General features: G+C 60.8%; 20 protein-coding genes. 19 read left to right on the top strand and 1 reads right to left on the bottom strand.

Annotated elements, in window-relative coordinates; all coding sequences use genetic code 11:
- Positions 1–7: 7 nt before the first annotated feature.
- Genes HPT27_RS00865 through HPT27_RS00800 form a run of 14 tightly spaced genes read left to right on the top strand, consistent with a single transcriptional unit; the run spans position 8 to position 13,724 of the window.
- Positions 8–259, top strand: coding sequence for an acyl carrier protein (locus HPT27_RS00865; protein WP_172237583.1), 252 nt, complete (start codon positions 8–10; stop codon positions 257–259).
- Positions 259–825: a COG4648 family protein gene (locus HPT27_RS00860; RefSeq protein ID WP_172237581.1), complete on the top strand. Its 567-nt coding sequence runs from the start codon at positions 259–261 to the stop codon at positions 823–825. Before HPT27_RS00865 ends, HPT27_RS00860 begins: the two co-directional genes overlap by 1 nt.
- On the top strand, positions 822–2,303 hold the full coding sequence (locus HPT27_RS00855) for a class I adenylate-forming enzyme family protein (protein ID WP_172237579.1): 1,482 nt from the start codon (positions 822–824) through the stop codon (positions 2,301–2,303). The genes HPT27_RS00860 and HPT27_RS00855 overlap by 4 nt, the downstream gene beginning before the upstream one ends.
- Complete coding sequence (locus tag HPT27_RS00850; protein ID WP_172237577.1) at positions 2,300–2,689, top strand: ApeI family dehydratase; 390 nt, start codon at positions 2,300–2,302, stop codon at positions 2,687–2,689. Before HPT27_RS00855 ends, HPT27_RS00850 begins: the two co-directional genes overlap by 4 nt.
- The gene (locus tag HPT27_RS00845; RefSeq protein WP_172237575.1) at positions 2,686–4,440 is read left to right on the top strand and encodes a glycosyltransferase family 2 protein; all 1,755 of its coding nucleotides are present in this window, start codon (positions 2,686–2,688) and stop codon (positions 4,438–4,440) included. Before HPT27_RS00850 ends, HPT27_RS00845 begins: the two co-directional genes overlap by 4 nt.
- Positions 4,424–5,989 (top strand): HAL/PAL/TAL family ammonia-lyase, encoded by a 1,566-nt coding sequence (locus HPT27_RS00840; protein ID WP_172237573.1) that lies wholly within the window; start codon positions 4,424–4,426, stop codon positions 5,987–5,989. The genes HPT27_RS00845 and HPT27_RS00840 overlap by 17 nt, the downstream gene beginning before the upstream one ends.
- A 55-nt stretch (positions 5,990–6,044) precedes the next feature.
- Positions 6,045–6,464: an acyl-CoA thioesterase gene (locus HPT27_RS00835; protein WP_328819816.1), complete on the top strand. Its 420-nt coding sequence runs from the start codon at positions 6,045–6,047 to the stop codon at positions 6,462–6,464.
- On the top strand, positions 6,461–7,078 hold the full coding sequence (locus tag HPT27_RS00830) for a LolA-related protein (protein ID WP_172237571.1): 618 nt from the start codon (positions 6,461–6,463) through the stop codon (positions 7,076–7,078). The genes HPT27_RS00835 and HPT27_RS00830 overlap by 4 nt, the downstream gene beginning before the upstream one ends.
- Entirely contained in the window at positions 7,075–9,432 is a 2,358-nt protein-coding gene (locus HPT27_RS00825) for an MMPL family transporter (protein ID WP_172237569.1), read from the top strand. Before HPT27_RS00830 ends, HPT27_RS00825 begins: the two co-directional genes overlap by 4 nt.
- Positions 9,429–10,028 carry a DUF3261 domain-containing protein gene (locus HPT27_RS00820; protein ID WP_172237566.1) on the top strand — a complete coding sequence of 200 codons (600 nt, stop codon included), beginning with the start codon at positions 9,429–9,431 and terminating at the stop codon, positions 10,026–10,028. The genes HPT27_RS00825 and HPT27_RS00820 overlap by 4 nt, the downstream gene beginning before the upstream one ends.
- Complete coding sequence (locus HPT27_RS00815) at positions 10,025–11,212, top strand: beta-ketoacyl-ACP synthase (protein ID WP_172237563.1); 1,188 nt, start codon at positions 10,025–10,027, stop codon at positions 11,210–11,212. The genes HPT27_RS00820 and HPT27_RS00815 overlap by 4 nt, the downstream gene beginning before the upstream one ends.
- Positions 11,213–11,272: 60 nt before the next feature.
- Positions 11,273–11,740, top strand: a complete 468-nt coding sequence (locus tag HPT27_RS00810) for a hotdog family protein (protein WP_328819813.1) — start codon at positions 11,273–11,275, stop codon at positions 11,738–11,740.
- On the top strand, positions 11,737–12,495 hold the full coding sequence (locus HPT27_RS00805; RefSeq protein WP_172237560.1) for a 3-ketoacyl-ACP reductase FabG2: 759 nt from the start codon (positions 11,737–11,739) through the stop codon (positions 12,493–12,495). Before HPT27_RS00810 ends, HPT27_RS00805 begins: the two co-directional genes overlap by 4 nt.
- Positions 12,492–13,724: a beta-ketoacyl-ACP synthase gene (locus HPT27_RS00800; RefSeq protein ID WP_172237557.1), complete on the top strand. Its 1,233-nt coding sequence runs from the start codon at positions 12,492–12,494 to the stop codon at positions 13,722–13,724. The genes HPT27_RS00805 and HPT27_RS00800 overlap by 4 nt, the downstream gene beginning before the upstream one ends.
- A 111-nt stretch (positions 13,725–13,835) precedes the next feature.
- Here the strand turns inward: HPT27_RS00800 and HPT27_RS00795 are convergent, their stop codons facing one another.
- Positions 13,836–14,807: a MipA/OmpV family protein gene (locus tag HPT27_RS00795; RefSeq protein WP_172237554.1), complete on the bottom strand. Its 972-nt coding sequence runs from the start codon at positions 14,805–14,807 to the stop codon at positions 13,836–13,838.
- Positions 14,808–15,081: 274 nt separating this feature from the next.
- Here HPT27_RS00795 and HPT27_RS00790 point away from each other — a divergent pair, with 274 nt between their 5' ends.
- From HPT27_RS00790 to gcvP, 5 genes are all read left to right on the top strand, one after another.
- Positions 15,082–16,266 (top strand): UbiH/UbiF/VisC/COQ6 family ubiquinone biosynthesis hydroxylase, encoded by a 1,185-nt coding sequence (locus tag HPT27_RS00790; RefSeq protein ID WP_172237551.1) that lies wholly within the window; start codon positions 15,082–15,084, stop codon positions 16,264–16,266.
- 89 nt (positions 16,267–16,355) lie between these two features.
- A complete protein-coding gene (locus tag HPT27_RS00785; protein WP_172237548.1) occupies positions 16,356–17,426 on the top strand; it encodes a GGDEF domain-containing protein in 1,071 nt (356 codons plus the stop codon).
- Positions 17,427–17,589: 163 nt separating this feature from the next.
- Positions 17,590–18,678 carry a glycine cleavage system aminomethyltransferase GcvT gene (gene gcvT / locus HPT27_RS00780; RefSeq protein ID WP_172237545.1) on the top strand — a complete coding sequence of 363 codons (1,089 nt, stop codon included), beginning with the start codon at positions 17,590–17,592 and terminating at the stop codon, positions 18,676–18,678.
- A gap of 91 nt (positions 18,679–18,769) precedes the next feature.
- Positions 18,770–19,165: a glycine cleavage system protein GcvH gene (gene gcvH, locus HPT27_RS00775; RefSeq protein ID WP_172237542.1), complete on the top strand. Its 396-nt coding sequence runs from the start codon at positions 18,770–18,772 to the stop codon at positions 19,163–19,165.
- Between the two features lie 165 nt (positions 19,166–19,330).
- Positions 19,331–22,219, top strand: coding sequence for an aminomethyl-transferring glycine dehydrogenase (gene gcvP / locus HPT27_RS00770; RefSeq protein WP_172237539.1), 2,889 nt, complete (start codon positions 19,331–19,333; stop codon positions 22,217–22,219).
- The last annotated feature ends 199 nt before the right edge of the window (positions 22,220–22,418 follow it).

Below are 22,418 nucleotides of genomic sequence, written 5' to 3'. Positions count from 1 at the left end.
AAGCACCATGAAAACCCAGACTGAAATTTTTGAGGCCTTGAAAGGCATTCTGGTGGATGTGTTCGAAGTCGATGGCGACGCGATCACCATGGAATCTCGCCTGTACGAAGAGCTGGATCTCGACAGCATCGATGCGGTTGATCTGGTGATCAAGCTGCAGGAACTGACCGGCAAGAAAATCAAGCCAGACGAGTTCAAGCAAGTCCGCACTGTCGGTGATGTTGTGCGCACCGTGAGCGGTTTGCTGCAGGCTGCCTGATGCGGCGATTGCTGCAAGCATTGGCCGTTGGCCTGCTACTGCTCTATCCCGTTCTGGTCTTCGTCGGTATCCAGCATTGGTCGCCGCGGACGCTGGCGACCTTGCTATTGCTGGCGCTGTTGCTGCGCGTGCTGACGCTGCGCTCGACTCAAGCTTGGCGCGATTGGCGCTGGCCGATGCTGGTGGCCGTGTTGTTCGCCCTCTGTGCGATGCTGCTGAACAGCAGTCAGTGGTTGCGCTATTACCCGGTCATCATCAGTCTCAGCATGCTGATCTTGTTTGCCGGTTCGCTGATCTGGCCACCGTCCATCATTGCCCGCATTGCCCGGCTTGAACTGGGCGTCGAACTGGATGCCCGTGAAGTTCGGTACACCGCTCGCTTGACCTTGATCTGGTGCGGTTTCTTCATCATCAATGCCACCGTGGCGCTGTTGACGAGCTTGCAGCCGAATGTTGCCATTTGGGCGCTCTATAACGGTCTGCTGTCCTATCTTTTGATGGGCTCGCTGCTGTTTGGTGAGCGCCTGTTCCGGGCGCGTCTGCGCGATTGGTTGGCGCCGCAATGAGCCATTCCGTCCCGACGCACGACCGCGCGGCGCTGCAAAATACGGCGTCGTCTTCGTCCCGTTCACTGAGTTCGTCGGTGTTGGCTGACTTGTTTGAGCTCGCTGCCTTTCCGCACTGGCCAGGCTTTGCTGATCGCACCGTTTGCCGGCGTGCAAACGCCGCCATGACTGGCGCTGATTTTCTGGCGCGGGTCGAGAATGTGCGAGCGCGACTGTCGTCTACACAACTGTCATCGACACCAAGCCAACGCTGGCTGCTCTGGTGTGAAGACAGTTTTGAATTTGCGGTCGGCTTGTTTGCCCTGTGGCAGGCCGGCCATGGCGCCGTGTTGCCGCCAAATGCGCAGCCGGAAACGCTAGCGCAGCTGTTGCCGGACTGTGCTGGCATCCTGAGTGACCATTTGCCGACAGCAATTCCCACGCAGCAAACGACAACGGCAGCGATGGTTAGGCCGCCGCAACCGATTACGGCTGACGCGTTGGCCTTGCAGCTGTTCACGTCCGGGAGTACCGGTAAACCGAAAGCGGTGCATCGCACACTGCGTCAGTTGCAAGCGGAGTTGCAGGCGCTGTCGCAGCAGTTTCCGCTGCCTGATGCGACCGTGCTGGCAACGGTTCCGCATCACCACATATATGGTTTGTTGTTTCGCCTGTTGTGGCCGTTGGCAAGCGGTCGCTGCTTTGTTGCCGAGACGGAACACTATCCGGAACCGCTGCTGGCACAAATTGCCACGCATGCACCGTGTTTGTTGATCAGCAGTCCGGCCCACTTGAACCGGTTGCCGGCGGCGACCGATTTGACTCGGGTCGCGCCAGCGCTAGTTGCCACATTCAGCTCGGGCGCACCGTTGTCGCGGGACTCTGCCTTGCTGCTGCAACAGCAATGGGGGGCGGCGCCTTACGAAGTGTTGGGCAGCACCGAAACGGGCGGTGTCGCCTGGCGCCAGCGTGATGCCGCCAGCAGCGATGAGCGCTGGCAGTTGTTACCGTCGGTGCAGGCCAGACTGACCGCTGACGGCGGCTTGCAGGTGCTGTCACCGGCCGCCGAACGTCAGGATTGGTGCGATCTTGGTGATCGGGCGGTGCTCCGGGATGCGCGTCATTTCGAGCTGTTGGGGCGCGCTGACCGCATCGTCAAAATTGAAGCAAAACGTTTGTCATTGACCGAGCTCGAGCAGGCTCTGGCGACCCACCCGGCTGTTGCCGAAGTGGCGGCGCTGGTATTGGACAGCCCGCGCAGCATCGTGGCGGTGGTGATACGGCTGACCGCTACGGGGCAACAATCGCTGCATGAGCAGGGCAAGCGGGCAGTGAACGAGCAGCTGCGCAACCACCTCGCGGGACGCTTCGAGCGGGTGTTATTGCCGAAACGGTTTCGCTACGTTGCCGACATGCCGAGAGACAGCCGTGGCAAACTGACCCAGCAGGCGCTGACAGCTTTGTTTGCTGCCGATAGCCATGACGGAGTGCCGCAATGACCCGCATTGCCGCGGTTGAAAAATTGCCGAGTCTGATACAGACCGAGCAGACCGCTGCCGGACTGGTGCTGACACTGAACGTGCCGGCGTCGCTGGTGTATTTCCCCGGGCATTTTCCGATGCATGCGATATTGCCCGGCGTTGTCCAGATTGACTGGGCGACTCATTTTGGTCGTCGTCATTTCGGTTTCACTGGCCGCTTCCAGAAAATGGAAGCGCTGAAGTTCCAGGCCATCATCGAACCACAACAGCAGATTCAGCTGACTCTGGATTACCGGGCTGCCACCGGCAAATTGCTGTTCAGCTACGACTCCGAGCGCGGCCGTCACAGCAGCGGTCGCATCGTGTTTGCCGACCCAGCCGCGACGAGTGAGCATGCCTCGTGACCACGCGACCGGCATTCCTGATACCGAATTTCAATCATGGCGGCGCGTTGCCGGCAACGGTCGCCGGCTTGCGCCGCTTTGGTTTGCCGATACTGATCGTTGATGACGGCAGTGATGCAGCGGATCAACAGGTGCTGGATCAGTTACAGCATCAGCCTGACATTCATATCGAACGTCTGCCGGTCAATCGCGGCAAAGGCGCCGCCAGCATGCACGGTTTTCGCTGGTTGCAGCGCAATGGTTACAGCCATGCTTTTCAGATCGATGCCGATGGCCAACACGATCAGGCCGTGGTGCCACAATTTCTGGCGGCCTGTGCGGCGGCGCCAACGGCGTTGATTGCCGGTAAGCCGGTCTATGATGCCAGCATCCCGAAAGCGCGCTTGTATGGTCGCAAGATCACCGATTTCTGGGTTGCCATCGAAACGCTGTCGTTGGCGATCGAAGATGCCATGTGCGGCTTCCGCATTTATCCCCTGGCCAGCACCTGTGCGTTGATCGACCGGGTCGGTATTGGCGAGCGCATGGATTTTGATATCGAGATCCTGGTCCGTCTGTACTGGGATGACGTGCCGCTGCAGTTTTTGCCGCTCGCCGTGACCTATCCACTGGATGGGGTTTCCCATTTCAAAGCGCTGCGTGACAACCTGATGATTTCGCGCATGCATGCCGGTTTGTTTTTTGCGATGTTGCCGCGGGCACCGCTGCTGTTACGGCGGCGCTTGCGCCGCGTTTTCTCAACGCCGCGTGCACGCGCAGTATCAGCCCAGGTCAGTGCAACTGAGCCGAGCCATTGGTCGGCCAAGCCGGAGCGCGGCTCGACGGCCGGTATCGCGTTTCTGGTCAGCTGTTACCGGCTGTTTGGCCGTCGGTTTTTTTCCGCGCTGCTGTATCCGGTGATGCTGTACTTTGTTCTGGCGGGCGGCAGCGCCCGCCGTGCGTCGCAGCAGTTTCTGCAGCGCGCACATGCGGCCGGCAGCCCGGCATTGCCGACACCGCCGACCTGGCGTGACAGCTGGCGCCACTTTCGCTGCTTCGGCGAGGCCATGCTGGACAAGATCGCGGCCTGGCGCGGTGAGCTGGATGCGCACGATGTGCGGTTCGAGCAACAGGCCGAATTGCTACAGCTAAGGGCCAGTGGTCGTGGCGCGCTGTTGATAGGCAGTCATCTGGGCAATCTGGAATTGGCGCGCGCCCTGAGCACGCGTCAGGATGGTCTGGTGGTCAATGCGGTGGTCTTCACCGAACATGGCCAGCGCTTCATGGACTATCTGAAACAACAGCATCCGGATGTCGCAGCACATCTGATCGAAGTGCGCGACATGAGCGCGGACACGGCCATGCTGCTGCGGCAGCGGATCGATCGGGGCGAGCTGCTGGTGATTGTTGGCGACCGGACGCCGGTGCACAGCCAGGGGCGGGTGCAAATGCAGCCGTTCTTGGGCGCGCCCGCTGCGTTCGCACAAGGACCATTCATTCTGGCCAGTTTGCTCGATTGCCCGGTGTACCTGTTTTTCTGTTTACGCCAGGGCAAACAGTTTGAACTGATTCTGGAGCCGTTCGCCACCACGCTGGCCGGCCCGCGCAGCGCGCGTGCCCAGATGTTGCAGGACGCGGTCGCGCGCTATGCCGAGCGGCTGGCTTTTTATGCCAGGCAGGCGCCACTGCAATGGTTCAATTTTTTCGATTTTTGGCAGCGGCCAGAGGCTGAATACAGCAGCCGGAGTGCAATTCATGACAGCAGCAACTGAACAAGGGTTTGCCGGCAGCCGACCGCCGGTCTTGGTGGGCGGCCAGCGCCTGACCATCGAACAGCTATGTGCCGTTGCCGAACGGCAGCAGGATTTGCAATTGAATCTGGCGCAGCGGGCGTTGATCGACCAGGGCGCTGACTTCCTGCGACGCTATCTGGCCGACAGCGGCATTATTTATGGCGTCACCACCGGCTATGGCGACTCCGTGACGACCACGGTACCGGCTGAACTGGTGCAGGAATTGCCGCTGCATCTGACTCGCTATCATGGCTGCGGACTCGGCCGTTACCTGGACCCGGTCGCGACCCGTGCCGTGCTGGTGGCGCGCCTGAACTCGCTGGCACATGGCTTTTCCGGCGTGCGCTGGGAACTATTGGAACGCTTGCAGTTGCTGATCGAAAAGAACTGGTTACCGTTGATACCGGAAGAAGGTTCAGTCGGTGCCAGCGGCGATCTGACGCCACTTTCCTATGTCGCCGCTGCCTTGGTCGGTGAGCGCGACCTGTTGGTGGACGGTCAAAAAATCCCTGCTGCCGAGCTGCATCGCCAACACGGTCTGGCGCCGCTGAAGCTGGCGCCGAAGGAAGGTCTGGCAATCATGAACGGCACCGCCGTCATGACTGCTTTGGCGGCGCTGGCATACCAACGTGCGGAATACCTCAGTCAACTGTGCAGTCGCATCACCGCATTGGCCTCGCTGACCATGCAGGGCAATCGCGGCCATTTTGATCCGCGCTTGTTTGCTGTTAAACCGCATGCCGGCCAGCAGTTGGTGGCGGAACGAATTTGGAATGATTTGGCGCCGGGGCAACCGGAGCAGGGCCCACGACTGCAGGATCGTTATTCGATTCGCTGCGCGCCGCATGTGATCGGTGTGCTGCAGGACGCGTTGTCATGGATGCGCCGGGATATCGAGAACGAACTGAACAGCGCCAACGACAACCCCATTATCGACAGTGCCGAAGAAGCGGTGCTGCATGGCGGCCACTTTTACGGCGGCCATATCGCCTTCGTCATGGACAGCATGAAAACCGCGGTCGCCAATCTGGCTGATCTGCTGGATCGGCAATTGGCGCTGCTGGTCGATCGCCGCTACAACCATGGTTTGCCGCACAATTTGTCCGGCGCCCATGGCAGTCGTGCCGCCATCAATCACGGTTTGAAAGCGGTTCAAATCGGCGCGTCGGCCTGGACTGCCGAAGCCCTGAAGCTGACCATGCCAGCCAGTGTGTTCTCGCGCTCAACCGAGTGTCATAACCAGGACAAGGTCAGCATGGGCACCATCGCCGCACGCGATTGCTTGCGCACGCTGGAGCTGACAGAGCAAGTCGCGGCGTCGCTGCTGATGGCGGTGGCGCAGGCTTATGATTTGCGCACCGCTGCCGGCGAGTTGAGCGCCGAAGCGCATGCCCCGGCATTGACCGAAACGGTTGTCAGCGTGCGCCAGTTCAGCGGTTTCATCAGTGAAGATCGCATGCTGGAGTTTGAGCTGCGGGCGCTGACGGCTGCGGTGCAGCAGCGGCAGTTCCGTTTGTACTCGGTATGAGCTCGACGGAATACCCCGAGAACACTTTGAGTTTGGCCAACCGGATGCGACCAACGTGAGCACAGCGCTGCGCGAGCAGGAAATCGAACTGGAAATCCCCTTTCATGATTGCGACATGATGGGCGTGGTCTGGCATGGCAATTATTTTCGCTATTTCGAAGTGGCGCGCTGCGCGCTGCTGCGCAGCTTTAATTATGACTATCTCCAGATGCGTGACTCCGGCTATGCCTGGCCGATTGTCGATGCCCAGATCAAATACGTGGGCTCAGCCCGGTACGAGCAGCGCATCAAGGTGCTGGCGAAGTTGGTCGAATGGGAAAACCGCTTGCGTATCGACTATCTGATCCGGGCCGCCGACACCGGTGCCCGCCTGACCCGTGGTTACACCATTCAGGTGGCAGTGGCGATGGCCAGCGGCGAAATGCAGCTGGTGTCGCCGCCGATTTTGCGCGAGCGGCTGGGGTTGTCGGCATGAACTTTCGCCTGCTGTTCATCATCAGCGTGTTTTCCGTGTCGGCCACCGCAGCCGAATTGACGCTGCCGGCGCTGACCGCGCAGCTGGCGCAGCAGACTCAGCAACAGCCCCAGCAACGGACACAGTTCACCCAGCTGAAGACGGTCGCCGGCCTGAGTCGACCATTGCGGGCCTTCGGTGAGGTGTTGGTGGTGCCGGGTCAGGGCGTCTTGTACAGCCTGAAAAAACCTTTGCCGGCGCGCTACGGCATTGGTCGCGACAAACTGATACTGGAAGAAGCGGGTCAACAGCGGCTGTTGCAGGTCAGCGAGGCGCCCTGGCTGCGCACCCTCGGCCGCTTGTTGCACAGCGTGCTGGCCGGCGAGCTGAGCGCACTCGAGCAGGATTTTCACTGCGAGCTGAGTAGCGTCCCCGGCGGCTGGCAACTGACTTTGACGCCGCTGCATGAACCGCTGACGCTGGCGCTTCAGCAGGTGCAATTGACCGGTTCGGCGCATATCGACACGGTCGTGATCCGCGATCGCAACGGTGATCGCACCGAGCTGCAGTTTCAGCCCGCGGCTTCTACGCCACCGAGCGCAGACGAGCAGGCTTTGCTGGAGCAGTTGCGGTGAAAGTCTGGTTGGCGCCGCGCATACTGCTGTTCCTGTTCGCCTTGATTCTGGCTGCGGCTTTCGTTGGCCAGCGCCTGCGCGCCGGTGACGCGTTCAGCACCGATCTGCTGGCGCTGTTGCCGAGCACCGAGCGTGAGCCGCTGGCCGAGCAGGCGGCCCAGCAAGTTCAGGCCACAATCGGCAGCCACAGTATTTTTTTGCTCAGTCATCCGGACCGGGACACGGCCCGGCGCGCCGCCCAGCGCTTTGCTGACAGCTTGCGGCAGAGCGCGGTATTCGAGCGTATCCAGTTCGAATTGCCGGCGACTGCACAAGCGGCCGTGATCGAAGCGCTGTTGCCGTATCGCAGCGCACTGCTGACGCCGGCCGATGCCCAGTTGCTGCAGCAAGGTGGCGAGGCCTTACAGCAACGCGTGCTGCAGGCGCTGTATTCACCGCTGGCGGTGGCGGTTCCGGGTGGTGACCCGTTAGGTTTTTTTGCCAACAGTCTGCAAGGCTTGTCGGCACGGAGCGGTGGCGCCCGGCCCGATGACGGTTTGCTCGCATTGAGTCATGACGGCCGCTACTACGTGCTGGTTGATGCCATCTCGTCGCGTTCAGTATTTGATGACCAATATCAGAACCTCGCCATGGCCGCGCTCAATCAGGCCAAGCAAGTGGCGCAAACCGAAGCAGTGGAGGTGATCGGCACCGGCACGCTGTTGTTTGCCGCGCAAGCGCGCGCGCAAGGCGAGCGTGATTTCAGTGTCATTGCCAGTATCAGCACCATCGGCGTGTTGCTGCTGGTGTTGCTGGTTTTTCGCCGGGTGCAGCCGCTGCTGCTGATGCTGGCCGTGATCGGGGCATCGTTGCTCGGTGCTACCGCGCTGTGCCTGCTGATCTACGGTCGGTTGCATTTGTTGACCTATGTCTTTGGCACCACACTGATCGGCATAGCCGGCGATTACGCGCTGCATTATCTGACCTTGCATGCGAGCAGCACGCACTGGGATGCCCGCGCCGCGATGCGTCAGCTGTTCAAACCCTTGACGGTTGCGATGCTGACGACCTTTGCCGCCTATTTGGCCATCGCCTTGACGCCGTTCAGCGCGTTTCGTCAGATCGCGTTTTTCTGCATGCTCGGCTTGCTCTGCGGTTATGTCGCGGTGTTGCTGCTGTTGCCAGCGGTACTCGCGCAGGCCTCGGACTGTCCGCCGCGCGGTTTGGCCTGGATGACTGCACTGCATGACCGGCTGTTACGGCTTCGGCAAAAACGGCGGCCACTGCAACTGGCGATTGCGCTGTTGGTGCTGCTCGCCTTGCCCGGTCTGTACTGGCTGCATGCCGATGATGATATTCATTTGCTGCAGAAATCCGATCCCGGTTTGCTGGCGCAGCAGCAGCAAATTGCCGCGCTGTTGCAGTTGCAAGGCAACAGCCAGTTTTTTCTGGTTCGCGCCAACTCCGCGGAGCAATTGCTGCAGCGGGAACGGCAATTGACGACCGCGCTGGCAGCAGCGCGCGCGCAAGGTTTGTTGCTGGGCTGGCGCGCGCTATCCGACGGGCTGCCGACAACCGAGCAGCAGCAGGCGAATATCCGTTTGTTGCAGCAAGTGTTTGCCGATGGTGGCAACCTGAACAACAGTCTGCGCCAACTTGAATTCACGAGTGGCGAAATTGCCGAGCTGCAGCAGCGTACGCTCAGCAGCGCGCTGCTCGATCTGCCGCATTATTTGGCCTTGCCGCACAACCGGCTGTTGCAGGCGCAATTGCTGCAAACCGGAACCGAGCACGGTAATGCTGCACCAGCAGCGAACACACATTCCGACGAATTCGCCAGCATCGTGCTGCTCGATGGCATACACGATTTGGCCGCGGTCGCGGCGATTCAAGGCGATGGCGTACTCTGGGTCGACAAAACCGCCAGCATCTCGGCACTGTTTGCCCAGTTCCGTCAGCAAGCCAGCCATTACGTGCTGCTGGCTTACGGTGCGACGCTGCTGTGGCTGTTGTGGCAGTGTGGCGCTTACGGCGCGTTCGTTCGCTTATTGCCGACCGCTCTCGCCAGTGGCATGACGCTGGCCATGCTTGGCTATCTCGGCCAACCTTTCAATTTGTTTACCGGTATCGCGCTGTTGCTGGTGCTGGGCATCGGCATCGACTATGCCCTGTTTCTTGCCGAAGGCGAGGGCCATGAACCGGTCAGTCTGCTGGCGATTTTGCTGTCGGCGCTGACCGCGGTATTGGGTTTTGGTTTGCTCGTTGGTGCCAGCTTGCCGGCGGTCAGCGGTTTTGGTTTGACGGTTTTGCTCGGCGTCTTGCTGGCGCTGATGTTGGCGCCGCTGACGCTGGTGCTGAGCAAGGAAACGCCGTGATTCGCGCTGGTTCTTTCTTTTGTTTGCTGTTGCTTGTGCTGGTGTTGCCGGGCTGCAGTCATCAGCCCTGCGTCCGCTGGCCGGGTGCCGCTGCCTGGTGTGCAGCCGCGCTGCCCGCCCAGCCGGCATTTGCCAGTCGTGAAGATATTGTCAGCGCCGATGCCCGTGGTCAAAAACTGCAAGCGATGGCGAGCACGGAGTGGACTGCAACGCGCTTTACCCAGGTGGTGCTGACGCCGCTCGGTCAGCGCTTGTATCGCTTGCAATACGATGGCCGTCAGCTGCAGTTCGAGCGCGGCTTGTTGCCGGTGCCCATTCTGCCGGAACAATCCTTGCTGGATATCCAGCTGATGCTGTGGCCGCTTGAGCTGCTGCAGGCAAACTTGCCGCGCGGTTGGCAACTGCAGGAACAGGCCGATACCGGGCGGCGTGAACTGCGTGCCGGGGAAGAATTGTTGGCAGAGGTTCACCGGCTGGCGCCGGACGAACTCGAATTGATTCAATACCGGCTCGGTTATCGGGTCCGGGTTCAGACTCTGGATCAGCAAGCGAACCTTCCGGTGGAAGCGCGCGTCCCGGTGGAGCCAGCGCGATGACGGTCGCGCGTTTTTATCTGTCGGCGCCGGGACTGGTGTGTCCGCTCGGCAGCGATCCGCAGACGATCTGCCAAGCCCTGTTCGCCGGCCAGCATGGCTTGACCGAGGCGCACGGTTGGCTGCCCGATCGCGCGGTCTGGCTTGGCCAGGTTGATGCGGAGTTGCCGGCCATTGCGCCGGCATTGGCGGCGTTCGATTGTCGCAACAATCGCTTGCTGCTGGCAGCGCTGCAGCAACTGCAACCCACGCTGGCACCACTGCTGCAACGCTATCCCGCCGAGCGCATCGGCGTGGTCATCGGCTCCAGCACCTCCGGTATTGCCGAAGGTGAACGCGCCATTGCCGAGTACGAACAGCGCGGACAATTTCCGGCCGGTTTTGCTTATCGCCAACAGGAAATTGGTGCGCCGGCCTTGTTTGTCGCGCGTCAGCTGGGCGTTCGTGGCCCGGCTTATACGGTTTCGACGGCGTGCACGTCCAGTACCCGCGCCATGATGTCGGCGCGGCAGTTGCTGCAGGCCGATATGTGCGATGCCGTGATCGTCGGTGGTGCCGATTCGCTGTGCCGGTTGACGGTGCAAGGTTTCGCTGCGCTGGAATCGTTTTCCCGCGGGCAATGCCGGCCATTCAGCGCCGATCGCGATGGCATCAATATCGGTGAAGGTGCCGCACTGTTTGTGCTGAGCCGGGAGCCGGGGCCGGTTGCGTTGGTCGGTGCCGGCGCCTCGGCCGATGCCTACCATATTTCCGCGCCGCAACCTGACGGTCTGGGTGCCGAGCAGGCCATGCGTGCCGCGCTGCAAGACGCCGGACTGACGCCGGCCGCCATTGATTATCTGAATCTGCATGGTACCGCGACAGCCAAAAACGACGAGATGGAAGCGCGCGCGGTGCACCGGCTGTTTGGCGCGGCGCTACCATGCAGCAGCACCAAGGCGCTGACCGGTCATCTGCTCGGCGCGGCCGGTGCAGTTGAGCTGGCGTTCTGTTATTTCGCACTGCAACAGCAGCAGCTGCCGGTACAATTGCGGCCGCCTGTCAGTGATCCGAATCTGCCAGCATTGAATCTGGTCACTCAGCCGGCAGCCGCCAGGCTGGCAACAGCAATGAGTTGCAATTACGCGTTCGGTGGCAGCAATGTCGCGCTGGTGTTGGCGCGCACGGATGCTGGCGAGCGGCAATGAAAATGCGTGTGATCACGATCACTGCATTGTGGTCACAACACTGACGCGCGGGAGGGCATAGTGGCACTCGATTTTTCCCGCTGGCACATAGCGGAGTTGTTGCCGCACGCCGGTGACATGATTCTGCTGACGGCCGTCGAGCATTGTGATGACGACCGGATCGTCGTGACGGCCGTGCCGCATGCCGGCACTATTCTGGTCGATGAGCACGGAGTGCTACCGGCCTGGATCGGTATCGAATATATGGCGCAGGCCATTGCTTGCTTTGCCGGGGTCCACGAGCGTGCACGCGGTGCCGCCCCGAAAGTTGGCTTTTTGCTCGGCACCCGCAGCTATGACAGCAAGGTTGCGGTTTTTGCGCTGGACAAACCGTTATGGATCAGCGCGCAAAAGCAGTATCAGGAAAGCAACGGCCTTGGCGCCTTTCTCTGTCGCATTGAAGATGAAACCGGTTTGCTGGTTGAAGCCAGCATCAATGTGTTCGAACCGCCGGAACTGGAAACCTATTTATCAGGACAACAATCATGACGGCTATCGACCAGCCCCAGTCCCTCACGACACCATTGCGCCGCATTCTGGTTACCGGCTCCAGTCGCGGTATCGGTCGGGCCATTGCCCTGCAATTGGCGCGCGAGGGTTTTCAGGTGTTGGTGCATGGCCGTGCTGACAGCGACGCGCTGCGCGCCACACTCGCTGACATCGCAGCGGCCGGCGGTCAGGCCGCGCCGCTGATTTTCGACATTGGTGATCGCGCCGCAACTCGCGCCGCCATCGAGCAGGCACAGACCGATGGTGCGCTGTACGGCGTGGTCTGCAATGCCGGCATTGCCCGCGACAACGCGTTTCCGGCGATGACCGATGAAGACTGGGATGGTGTCATCCAGACCAATCTCGACAGTTTCTACAACATTGTGCAACCACTGGTAATGCCGATGGTGCGGGCCAAAAAAGGCGGTCGTATCGTCACGCTGTCATCGGTGTCCGGCATTGCTGGCAATCGCGGTCAGGTCAATTACAGTGCGGCCAAAGCCGGCATCATCGGTGCGACCAAGGCGCTGGCGCTGGAGCTGGCCTCGCGTAACATCACGGTCAATTGTGTCGCGCCGGGCTTGATCGATACCGAGATGCTACAGGGCGTCGAAATTGATGAAGCACTGAAACTGGTGCCAGCCAAACGGCTCGGCAAACCGGAAGAAATTGCTGCCGTGGTGGCATTTTTGTGTAGCGACAGCGCCGCCTATGTCACCCGTCAGGTGATTGCGGTAAATGGAGGCATGGTATGACGCCCAAGCGTGTCGTCATCACCGGCATGGCCGGCATCAGTTCGCTTGGTCATGACTGGGACAGTATCAGTGCCAATTTGCGCGCGCGGCGCAGTGGCATACGCTACATGCCGGACTGGGAACGCTTTGATGGTTTGAATACCCGGCTCGCCGGACCGGTAACGGATTTCATCGTGCCGGCGCATTACTCGCGAAAAAAAATTCGCAGCATGGGCCGGGTTTCGTTGCTGGCGACGGTGGCAACGGAGCGGGCCCTGCAGGATGCCGGCCTGCTTGATAATCCGATCATCAAGGATGGTCGCATGGGTATTTCCTATGGCGCGTCCGCCGGCAGCATGGAACCGGTCAAGGCCTTCGGCAACATGCTGAGCAATGGCTCGATGACCGGCATCACCTCATCGAGTTACATCCAGATGATGGCGCATACGGCACCGGTCAACGTCGGGGTTTTCTTTGAACTGAAAGGCCGGGTCATCACCACCAGTTCGGCCTGCACGTCCGGTTCGCAGGGCATCGGCTATGCCTATGAAGCGATCAAGTACGGCAAACAAAAATTGATGGTCGCCGGCGGCGCTGAAGAACTGAGCGGTGCCGAAGCGGCGGTATTCGATACGCTGTTTGCCACCAGCACCCGCAATGAAAAGCCGGAACTGACGCCGCGACCGTTTGATCGGGATCGCGATGGTCTGGTGGTTGGCGAAGGCGCGGGCAGTCTGATTCTTGAAGAGCTCGAACATGCGCAGGCGCGCGGCGCAAAAATTCACGCGGAATTGGTCGGCTACGGCTGTAATTCCGATGGCGCCCACATCACCCAGCCGGAAGCGGAAACCATGGCGACCGCGATGCGGCTGGCGCTCGATGATGCCGGGCTGGCTGCCGCCGCGGTGGGTTATGTCAATGCACACGGCACGGCGACTGAACGTGGCGACGTGGCCGAGTCACATGCAACCGCGGCAGTGTTTGGCAAGCAGATGCCGATCTCGTCGCTGAAAAGTTATTTTGGCCACACGCTTGGTGCCTGTGGCGCGCTGGAAGCCTGGCTGTGCATCGAGATGATGAATCGCGGTTGGTTTGCTCCGACCATCAATCTCGATAACGTCGATCCGAATTGCGCTGAACTGGATTATCTGGTGGGTGACGGACGGCAACTCGACTGCGAGTTTGTGATGTCAAACAACTTCGCCTTTGGCGGCATCAATACCTCGTTGGTGCTGAAACGCTGGTCGTGATGGCCTACAGCGCAGCAGGTTCAGTGCCGACGAGCGCAGCTAACGATTACAGAAAGCAATCACAGCAAACGATCACGGCAAACGATCATAACAAATAGGCGCAGCAGGTAATCACGGCAGCGGATTGCGATTGGCTTTCAGAATCCAGGCCACGGCGAACCCGGCCAGCACCGAGTGTTCGCGGCGGACCAGCGGGCTGTCCAGAAACACGGCGTCACTCAAGTCGTAATAGCGGACAAACGCGCCAAACCAGAAATTGCCTTCGCGCCGAGTCAGCCCGAGTGCCCAGCGCCAGCCGCCAAAGCCGCCTGCGGCATCGTAGGCGGCACGGTCGCTGGTGGCATAGGCAGGGGCCACGGCATAGAAAAAATCGTGATAGCGATTGTCGCCGTAGCTTGGACCCAGCGTGCTTTCAAACTGCCAACGCGTGTTGGCGTCGGTTTGCCAGCGCTGACTGAAATACAGTTGTGGCGAGACGGTGTAACCGGCATTGCTGATCCGGGAAAAATCGGTGCCGATGACTTTGCGAATAGCTAAATCCGCGCGCCAGATCTGGTCATCAGCTTCACGAAATGTGTATTGAATCGACGGCCCCAGTTCGCCGGTGGCATCCAGATCCGGCATGCCGGCGCGGGCGTCATTGTCGTCGCTGTCAACCGGCGGCGTCCCGGACAGCGACAATTCGATTTTCAGATCATCGCGCTCCAGCAGCTTGCCGTGAATGAAATTGCGGTCGACATTCAGTCGCTCGCTGCGGTAAACGAAATAGGGAAACGGCAAGACATAATCACGGGCATCATCAGCGCCAATATAGTGCGGGATATGCACCGCTGTGCCGCCGATGCCGAGTTCCCATTCGGCCTGAGTTGATTCGGTGTGGCGTGCGGTATCGCCTGCGATTTCGCCCGTGACTGACGTTGACTCAGCCGCCGCAGTCGAATCCGGTCCGAAACCGGAAGCGGGTGCCAGCTCGGCTTCACCGGCGGCAACCGTGCTGAGCCAGCCACTGAAGAGAAAACCGTGCACAACGATCAACACTCGGCAACCACCCGATTGCCGCCAGCCTTTTTTGCCACCACGCATCACATGCCACCGATCAGGAAACCGCCGGCAGTTTCGCACGGTGTTGGCAGGCTGTCATGCCATCGGTGATGGTGCACCGACTGGCGGCTGGCGCGAGTGATCTCCTGCGTTTGGCTGAAGCGCTATACTGTCGCCGGCAAACGGTTGGCAAAAAGCCGGCCGCGACTATCCGGTGGCAAGCGCTAGGCGTAGACAGGCACACAACAAGCATGCAGACAACAACCATGCAGGCAAAAACCGCGCAGGCAATAGCCACGCAGCGAACAGTGGAGCAATGACCGTGCAGAGCGAAGTGCTGATTGCCGGCGCCGGTGTGGTCGGCCTGACCACCGCCGCGGTCGCGGCGCGTGCCGGATTCAGCGTGACCGTGATCGACGCCCGGGCGGCACCGACACCGTGGCAGCGTGAGCGTTACGATCAGCGCGTCGTCGCCCTGACGCGGGCCAGTCAGCGCTTGTTGCAGCAGCTCGGAGCTTGGGACGGCATTGCGCTGCGCCGCGTCAGTCCCTACACCGCGATGCAGGTCTGGGACGGTCAGGGTAGCGGCAGCATTCGTTTTGCGGCGGCGGACATTGGCGAGCCGGATCTGGGCCACATCGTTGAACTCTCGGCCATCGAGGCGGCACTGCTCAGCGTGCTGCAGCAGCAGCCGGCGGTGACGCTGCGGCGCGCTTGCAAGGTCAGCGCGGCTCAGGCTGAGGCCGATGCGACGGTGGTCAGTCTGGACGACGGCCAGACGCTGCGAGCCAAATTATTGATTGCGGCGGACGGTGCCCAATCCGGGTTGCGTGAAGCGGCCGGCATCGCACTGACCGAACACGATTACGATCACCACGCGCTGGTGGCGCAAATCCACTGCGAGCGGCCGCATCAGCAAACGGCCTGGCAGCGTTTTACCGAACACGGTCCACTGGCTTTGCTGCCGCTCGCCGAGCCGCAGCAGTGTTCGATTGTCTGGTCGCAGCCACCGGCACAAACCGAGGCCATGTTGGCACTCAATGATGAAGATTTTTCCGCCGCGCTGACCCGCGCTTTCGAAGCGCGCCTGGGCGCGTTGACGGTGCAATCGGCGCGACTCAGTTTTCCGCTGAAAATGCGCCACGCGGATCGCTATCTCGGTGAGCGCCTGTTGCTGCTCGGTGATGCCGCCCACACCATGCACCCGTTGGCCGGGCAGGGACTCAACTTGAGTCTGGCCGATGTCGCGGCCTTGGCGACGGTGCTGGAAACGGCCAAGCGCCGGCAGCTGGATCCGGGTTTGCTGTCCGTGCTGCGGCCGTTCGAGCGCGCCCGCCGCGCTGACAACAGCGCGATGCTGGCGCTGGTCGGTGGCTTCAAGAATCTGTTTGCCCGCAGCGAGTTGCCGGTGGTGCTGGCGCGCAACGTTGGCATGTCGCTGCTCGACCGGCATGGCTACGCCAAGAGCTGGATCAGCCGACGCGCGCTGGGTTTGCGCTGAGCGAGCCGGGCCGAAAAAAACGATGTCATGATTTGCCGCTATGCTTGACCGGGCGCCGAGAACCGGCGGTTTGGGGGCATGGCTCGAACATGATCGTGGGACGCGACCGTCGCAGTCAGCGCGGCAGCCGGATTGAATCGGCCAACTATCGGCTGTTCCTGGTGGTCGCCCACGGCAGCTCGCTCGGGCTGGTCGCCCATATCGGTTTCATTCCGCTGTTTCTCTGGCTGGGCGTGCCGGTGCTGGCCTGGTTCAACGTAGCCAGCGTCGCAGTCTGGGCGTTGGCCAAATGGCTCAATGTCCGCGGCGAGCACCCCTGGGCGATTCAGCTGATCACCATCGAAGTGATCCTGCACGCGCTGCTGGCGACCGCGCTGCTCGGCTGGGCCAGCGGTTTTCCGCACTACCTGGTGACCCTGGTCACCTTTACGATGTTCAACTACCGGCTGCGCAACGCGCTGGTGGCGCTGCAGGCGATCGCCATCGTCTTGCTGTACGCCGGTTTGTTCCACTGGACCCATGCCGGCGGGCTGATGGCGCTGCCGGACGCCACGCTGGCCTGGCTGCAGTTCGGCAACATCCTGATCAGCTTTCTGACCCTGGCGCTGGTCAGTTTCTACTTCCGCGAGGCCTCGCTGCAGACCGTGCAGAGCATGGCCGAGCTGGCTCACACCGACCAGCTGACCGGGCTACCGAACCGCCGAAAACTGTGGGAGCGGCTTGAGGGTGAGCACTTACGCAGCCAGCATCAGGACCGGCCGTTTGTCGTCATCATGGCTGATATCGATCACTTCAAAGCCATCAATGACCAGCACGGCCACGAGGCCGGCGATGCTGTGCTCTGCCACGTCAGCGAGCTGCTCAAAGCCTGTCTGCGCGAGCAGGACACGGTCGGCCGCTGGGGCGGCGAGGAGTTTCTGCTGATCCTGCCGCAGATGAGCAAGCAGGATGGCGTCCGGGCCGCCGAGCGGATGCGCGAGGCGGTCGCCAAGTCGCCGCTGCTGCGCGATGGCAAGGGCCTCAGCGTCACGCTGTCGTTCGGGGTCGATGACTGTCCGCCCGGCGCCGATCTCGACCGCTGCCTGCGTCAGGCCGATACCGCGCTGTACCAGGCCAAGGCCGAAGGCCGCAACCGGGTGCTGGCGGCCGAGACCGGCTGAGTCGGCGCCGGCACTGGTCCGGCTAGTCTTGATCGGCATTTGGTGAAAAAGCCTGCTTTCGCCGTGGTTATGTCAATGCCGAGCCGGGCCCGGATCGGTATAATCCGCGCCACCTTTTTGCCCCGCTTCCGTCGGGGCGGTTCTTTACAGGAAAGCGCCTGCCATGGGTCAACGCACCCCGTTCTACGATCTCCACATTGCTGCCGGTGCCAAGATGGTCGATTTCGGCGGTTGGGACATGCCGTTGCACTACGGCTCGCAGCTGGAAGAGCACCACATCGTCCGCAAGGACGCCGGATTTTTCGATGTCTCGCACATGACCATCCTGGAAGTGCGCGGCGCCGATGCCAAAGCCTACCTGCAACACCTGCTGGCCAATGATGTCGACAAGCTGAAAACGACCGGCAAGGCGTTGTACAGCGGCATGCTGAACGAGCAGGGCAAAGTGGTTGACGACCTCATCGTCTATTACCGCAACGATCAGTACTACCGCGTCGTGGTCAATGCCTCGACCCGCGACAAAGACATTGCCTGGATGGAAAACCAGGCAATGGGTTTCGCCGTATCGGTGGAGCACAACTGCGGTCTGGCGATGCTGGCGGTACAAGGTCCGCAGGCGCGCGAAAAAGCCCATATCGCACTCGGCAAACTGGCCACCGATGGCGTGAAAAATCTCGGCGTGTTCTTTGCTGAGGAAGTCGACGGCTGGTTCATCGCCCGCACCGGCTACACCGGTGAAGACGGCTACGAAATCATGATCCCGCTGCAGCATATCGATAGCTTCTGGAAAGCGCTGATCGCGGCGGGTGTTGCGCCTTGCGGTCTCGGCGCGCGCGACACGCTGCGGCTGGAAGCCGGCATGAACCTGTACGGCTCCGACATGGACGAGACCATCAGCCCGCTCGAAGCCAACATGGGCTGGACCATTGCCTGGGAACCGGCCGAACGCAATTTCGTGGGTCGCGCCGCGCTGACCGCCGAGAAAGCCGCTGGCGTTAAACGCAAGCTGGTGGGTCTGGTCATCAACGAGAAAGGCGGCATTCCGCGTGGCCACCAGAAAGTGGTGCTCGCCGACGGCAGCAGCGGCGAGATCACCTCCGGTACCTTTTCGCCGACCCTGCAGCTCGGCATCGCCATGGCGCGGGTACCGGCCAGCGTCACCGACACGGTCAGTGTCGAAATTCGCGGCAAGCTGGTGCCAGCCAAGGTAGTAAAAGTGGGTTTCGTTCGTAACGGCAAATCGGTGCTTTAATTTCGGTCGGTTTGTCGTTGCTGTTTTCGGTGCCGGCGCTGGCCGGCATTGCTTGGTTCCATAACAACTTTTTACGCTGAGGATACAGACCATGGCGCATTACCCGAATGAACTGCATTACGCCAAGTCGCACGAATGGGTGCGTCGTGAAGAAGACGGCAGCTACACCGTTGGCATTACCGAGCACGCGCAAGAGCTGCTCGGCGACATGGTTTATGTCGAGCTGCCGGAAGTCGGTGATGATGTCGCCGCTGGCGAAGAGTGCGGCGTGGTCGAGTCGGTCAAGGCCGCGTCCGACATTTACAGCCCGATCACCGGTGAAGTCGTCGCCATCAACGAAAAGCTGGCTGATGCCCCGGAAAAAGTGAACAAAGATCCGTACGGCGCCGGCTGGTTGTTCCGGGTCAAGGCCTCGGACGAAGCCGAGCTCGACGATCTGCTCGACGCCGAAAGCTATGCCGAGCATGTCGAGTCGGAAGAGCATTGATCTGTCCCGGCGAGCGTAGGGTGCGTCATGACGCACCGTTATCGCGGCTGGATTGACCAATGCGTGACGGGTCATGACCCGTCCTACGCGATCATCAATGCAGGTTTTCCCAGCCCCCGCCAAAACGGGGGCCGTTCTTTTTACTGTCATACAGTCAGGTGAAACATGAGTGCCACGCTGTCCCAGCTTGAAAAACACGACGGCTTTATCGCCCGTCATATCGGCCCGAACGAGGGTCAGACTGCCGAGATGCTGAAAACGCTCGGCGTGGCTTCGCTGGACGCGTTGATGCAGCAAATCGTGCCGGAACAAATCCGGTTGAACGGCCCGATGGCGCTGGCACCGGCCAAGAGCGAGCACGAAGCGCTGGCCTACCTGAAAAAAATCGCCAGCAAGAACAAGATTTACAAAAGCTTTATCGGCATGGGCTATTACGACACCGTGACGCCGCCGGTGATCCTGCGCAACGTGCTGGAAAACCCGGGCTGGTATACCGCCTACACGCCGTACCAACCGGAAATTGCCCAGGGCCGTCTGGAAACCCTGCTGAATTTCCAGCAGATGATCGTCGACTTCACCGGTCTGGATATCGCCAACGCCTCGCTGCTGGATGAAGGCACGGCCGCCGCCGAAGCGATGGCACTGGCCCGGCGCAGTTCGAAGAGCAAGAGCAACCAGTTTTTTGTCGATGTGGATACCCATCCGCAAACCATCGACGTGATCCGCACCCGCGCCGAAGCGTTCGGCTTCGAAACGGTCATCGCGCCGGCCAGCGAAGCGCTGAAGCACGATTACTTCGGTGTGCTGTTGTCGTATCCGGGTTCGAGCGGTCAGGTCAATGATTTCTCCAGCTTGATCACCGCGCTGAAAGATCGCAAAGCCGTGGTCATTCTCGCTACCGATCTGCTGGCGCTGTGTCTGCTGAAATCGCCGGGCGAACTCGGTGCCGATATCGCCATCGGTTCGGCCCAGCGTTTTGGTGTGCCGTTTGGTTTCGGTGGTCCGCACGCTGCGTTCATGGCCGGCAAGGACGAGCACAAGCGCAACCTGCCGGGCCGCATCATCGGCGTGTCCATCGACAAGCGCGGCAACCGCGCGCTGCGCATGGCCATGCAAACCCGCGAGCAACATATCCGTCGCGAAAAAGCCACCTCCAACATTTGTACCGCGCAAGTGCTGCTGTCGAACATGGCGGTGATGTACGCGATGTACCACGGCCCGCAAGGCCTGAAAGACATCGCCGAGCGCACCCATCGCCTGATGAGCATTTTTGTTGCCGGCTTGCGCGCCAAGGGCGCCCATGTCGACACCAAGGCGTTCTTTGACACCGTCACCGTCGATGTGGGTTCGGTGCGCGAGCAGGTCTACATGCGTGCGCTGGCGCACAAGATGAACCTGCGTCTGGTCGGCGAGACCAAACTCGGCGTTTCATTCGACGAGAAGACCACCCGTGACGATGTCGTCGCGCTGTGGGAGGTGTTCCTGCAGGATCAGGCGCAAGGTCTTGATGTTGCGCAGCTTGATGCACTGTTCGCGCAAACCGGGTTGCAAGACATTCCGGATCAGTTGCAGCGCAGCAGCGCCTACCTGACCCACCCGACGTTCAGCCGCTATCACAGCGAAACCGACATGCTGCGTTACCTGAAGCAGCTGGAGAACAAGGATTTCTCGCTGACCCACGGCATGATCCCGCTTGGCTCCTGCACCATGAAGCTGAACGCCACCAGCGAAATGATTCCGGTGACCTGGCCGGAATTCGGCGACGTGCATCCGTTTGTGCCGCTCGTGCAGGCGCAGGGTTACCTCGAGATGATTCACGAGCTCGAAGCCCAACTGCGTGCGATCACCGGCTTTGATGCGATCTCGATTCAACCGAACTCGGGTGCGCAAGGCGAATACGCTGGTTTGCTGACCATTCGCAAATACCACGAGTCGCGTGGCGAAGGTCATCGCAATGTCTGCTTGATCCCGCAATCGGCGCACGGCACCAATCCGGCCTCGGCGCAAATGGCGAACTTCCGCGTAGTCGTGACCGCCTGCGACAAGGAAGGCAACATCGATCTGGCCGATATGGAAGCGAAAGCCAAAGAGCACGCCGACAATCTCGCCTGCCTGATGATGACCTATCCGTCGACCCACGGTGTCTACGAAGAAAGCGCGAAACAAATTTGCGATCTGATCCACTCCTACGGTGGTCAGGTGTACATGGACGGCGCCAACCTGAACGCGCAAGTCGGTCTGACCGCGCCGGCCCGTATCGGTGCCGACGTTTCGCATATGAACCTGCACAAGACCTTCTGTATTCCGCACGGCGGTGGTGGCCCCGGCATGGGACCGATCGGTGTCCGCGCGCATTTGGCGCCGTTCCTGCCGAACCACGCCGTAGTGCATCTGGAAGGTCCGAATCCGGGCAACGGTTCGGTGTCGGCAGCGCCGTGGGGCAGTGCGTCGATCCTGACCATTTCCTGGGCCTACATCACGATGATGGGACCGCAAGGGCTGAAGCGCGCCACCGAATACGCCATCCTGAACGGCAACTACATTGCCAAGCGTTTGGGCGAGCATTTCCCGGTGCTGTACACCGGTCGTAATGGTCGCGTTGCCCACGAGTGCATTCTCGACATTCGGCCGCTGAAAGAAGCCAGCGGCATCAGCGAAGAAGACATCGCCAAGCGCTTGATGGATTACGGCTTCCATGCGCCGACCATGAGCTTCCCGGTGGCCGGTACGCTGATGGTCGAGCCGACCGAAAGCGAATCGAAAGAAGAACTCGATCGCTTCATCGACGCGATGATCAGCATCCGCAAGGAAATCGACAACGTGCAGAACGGCGTCTGGCCGCTGGACAACAATCCGCTGGTCAATGCGCCGCACACGCTGGCCGATATCACCGAAGGCGAGTGGACCCGACCGTACAGCCGCGAACAGGCGGTGTTCCCGATGCCGGCCCAGAAGCACAACAAGTTCTGGCCGAGCGTCAACCGCATCGACAACGTCTACGGTGATCGCAATCTGTTCTGCGTTTGCCCGCCGATGGAAGACTATCAGGCCTAAGCGCGGCCTAACCGCTACAACAAAAGGCGCGGTGGTGTGTCAGCACGCCACCGCCTTTTTTTTTTGCCTTTCTCGCCGTCTTTGCCAGTATCAAGCAGTGTGAGGGAATCTCTGATTAGGCCATCACTCTGTCATTCCGGCGAAAGCCGGAATCCATTTCTATTGAGAAAATAGACCCCAGCTTTCGCCGGGGTGACAG

This window comes from Permianibacter fluminis (assembly GCF_013179735.1).
Classification (GTDB): Bacteria; Pseudomonadota; Gammaproteobacteria; order Enterobacterales; family Permianibacteraceae; genus Permianibacter; species Permianibacter fluminis.
Note: the sequence above shows the minus strand (reverse complement) of the source record. Positions and strands in the feature narration are given on the sequence as shown.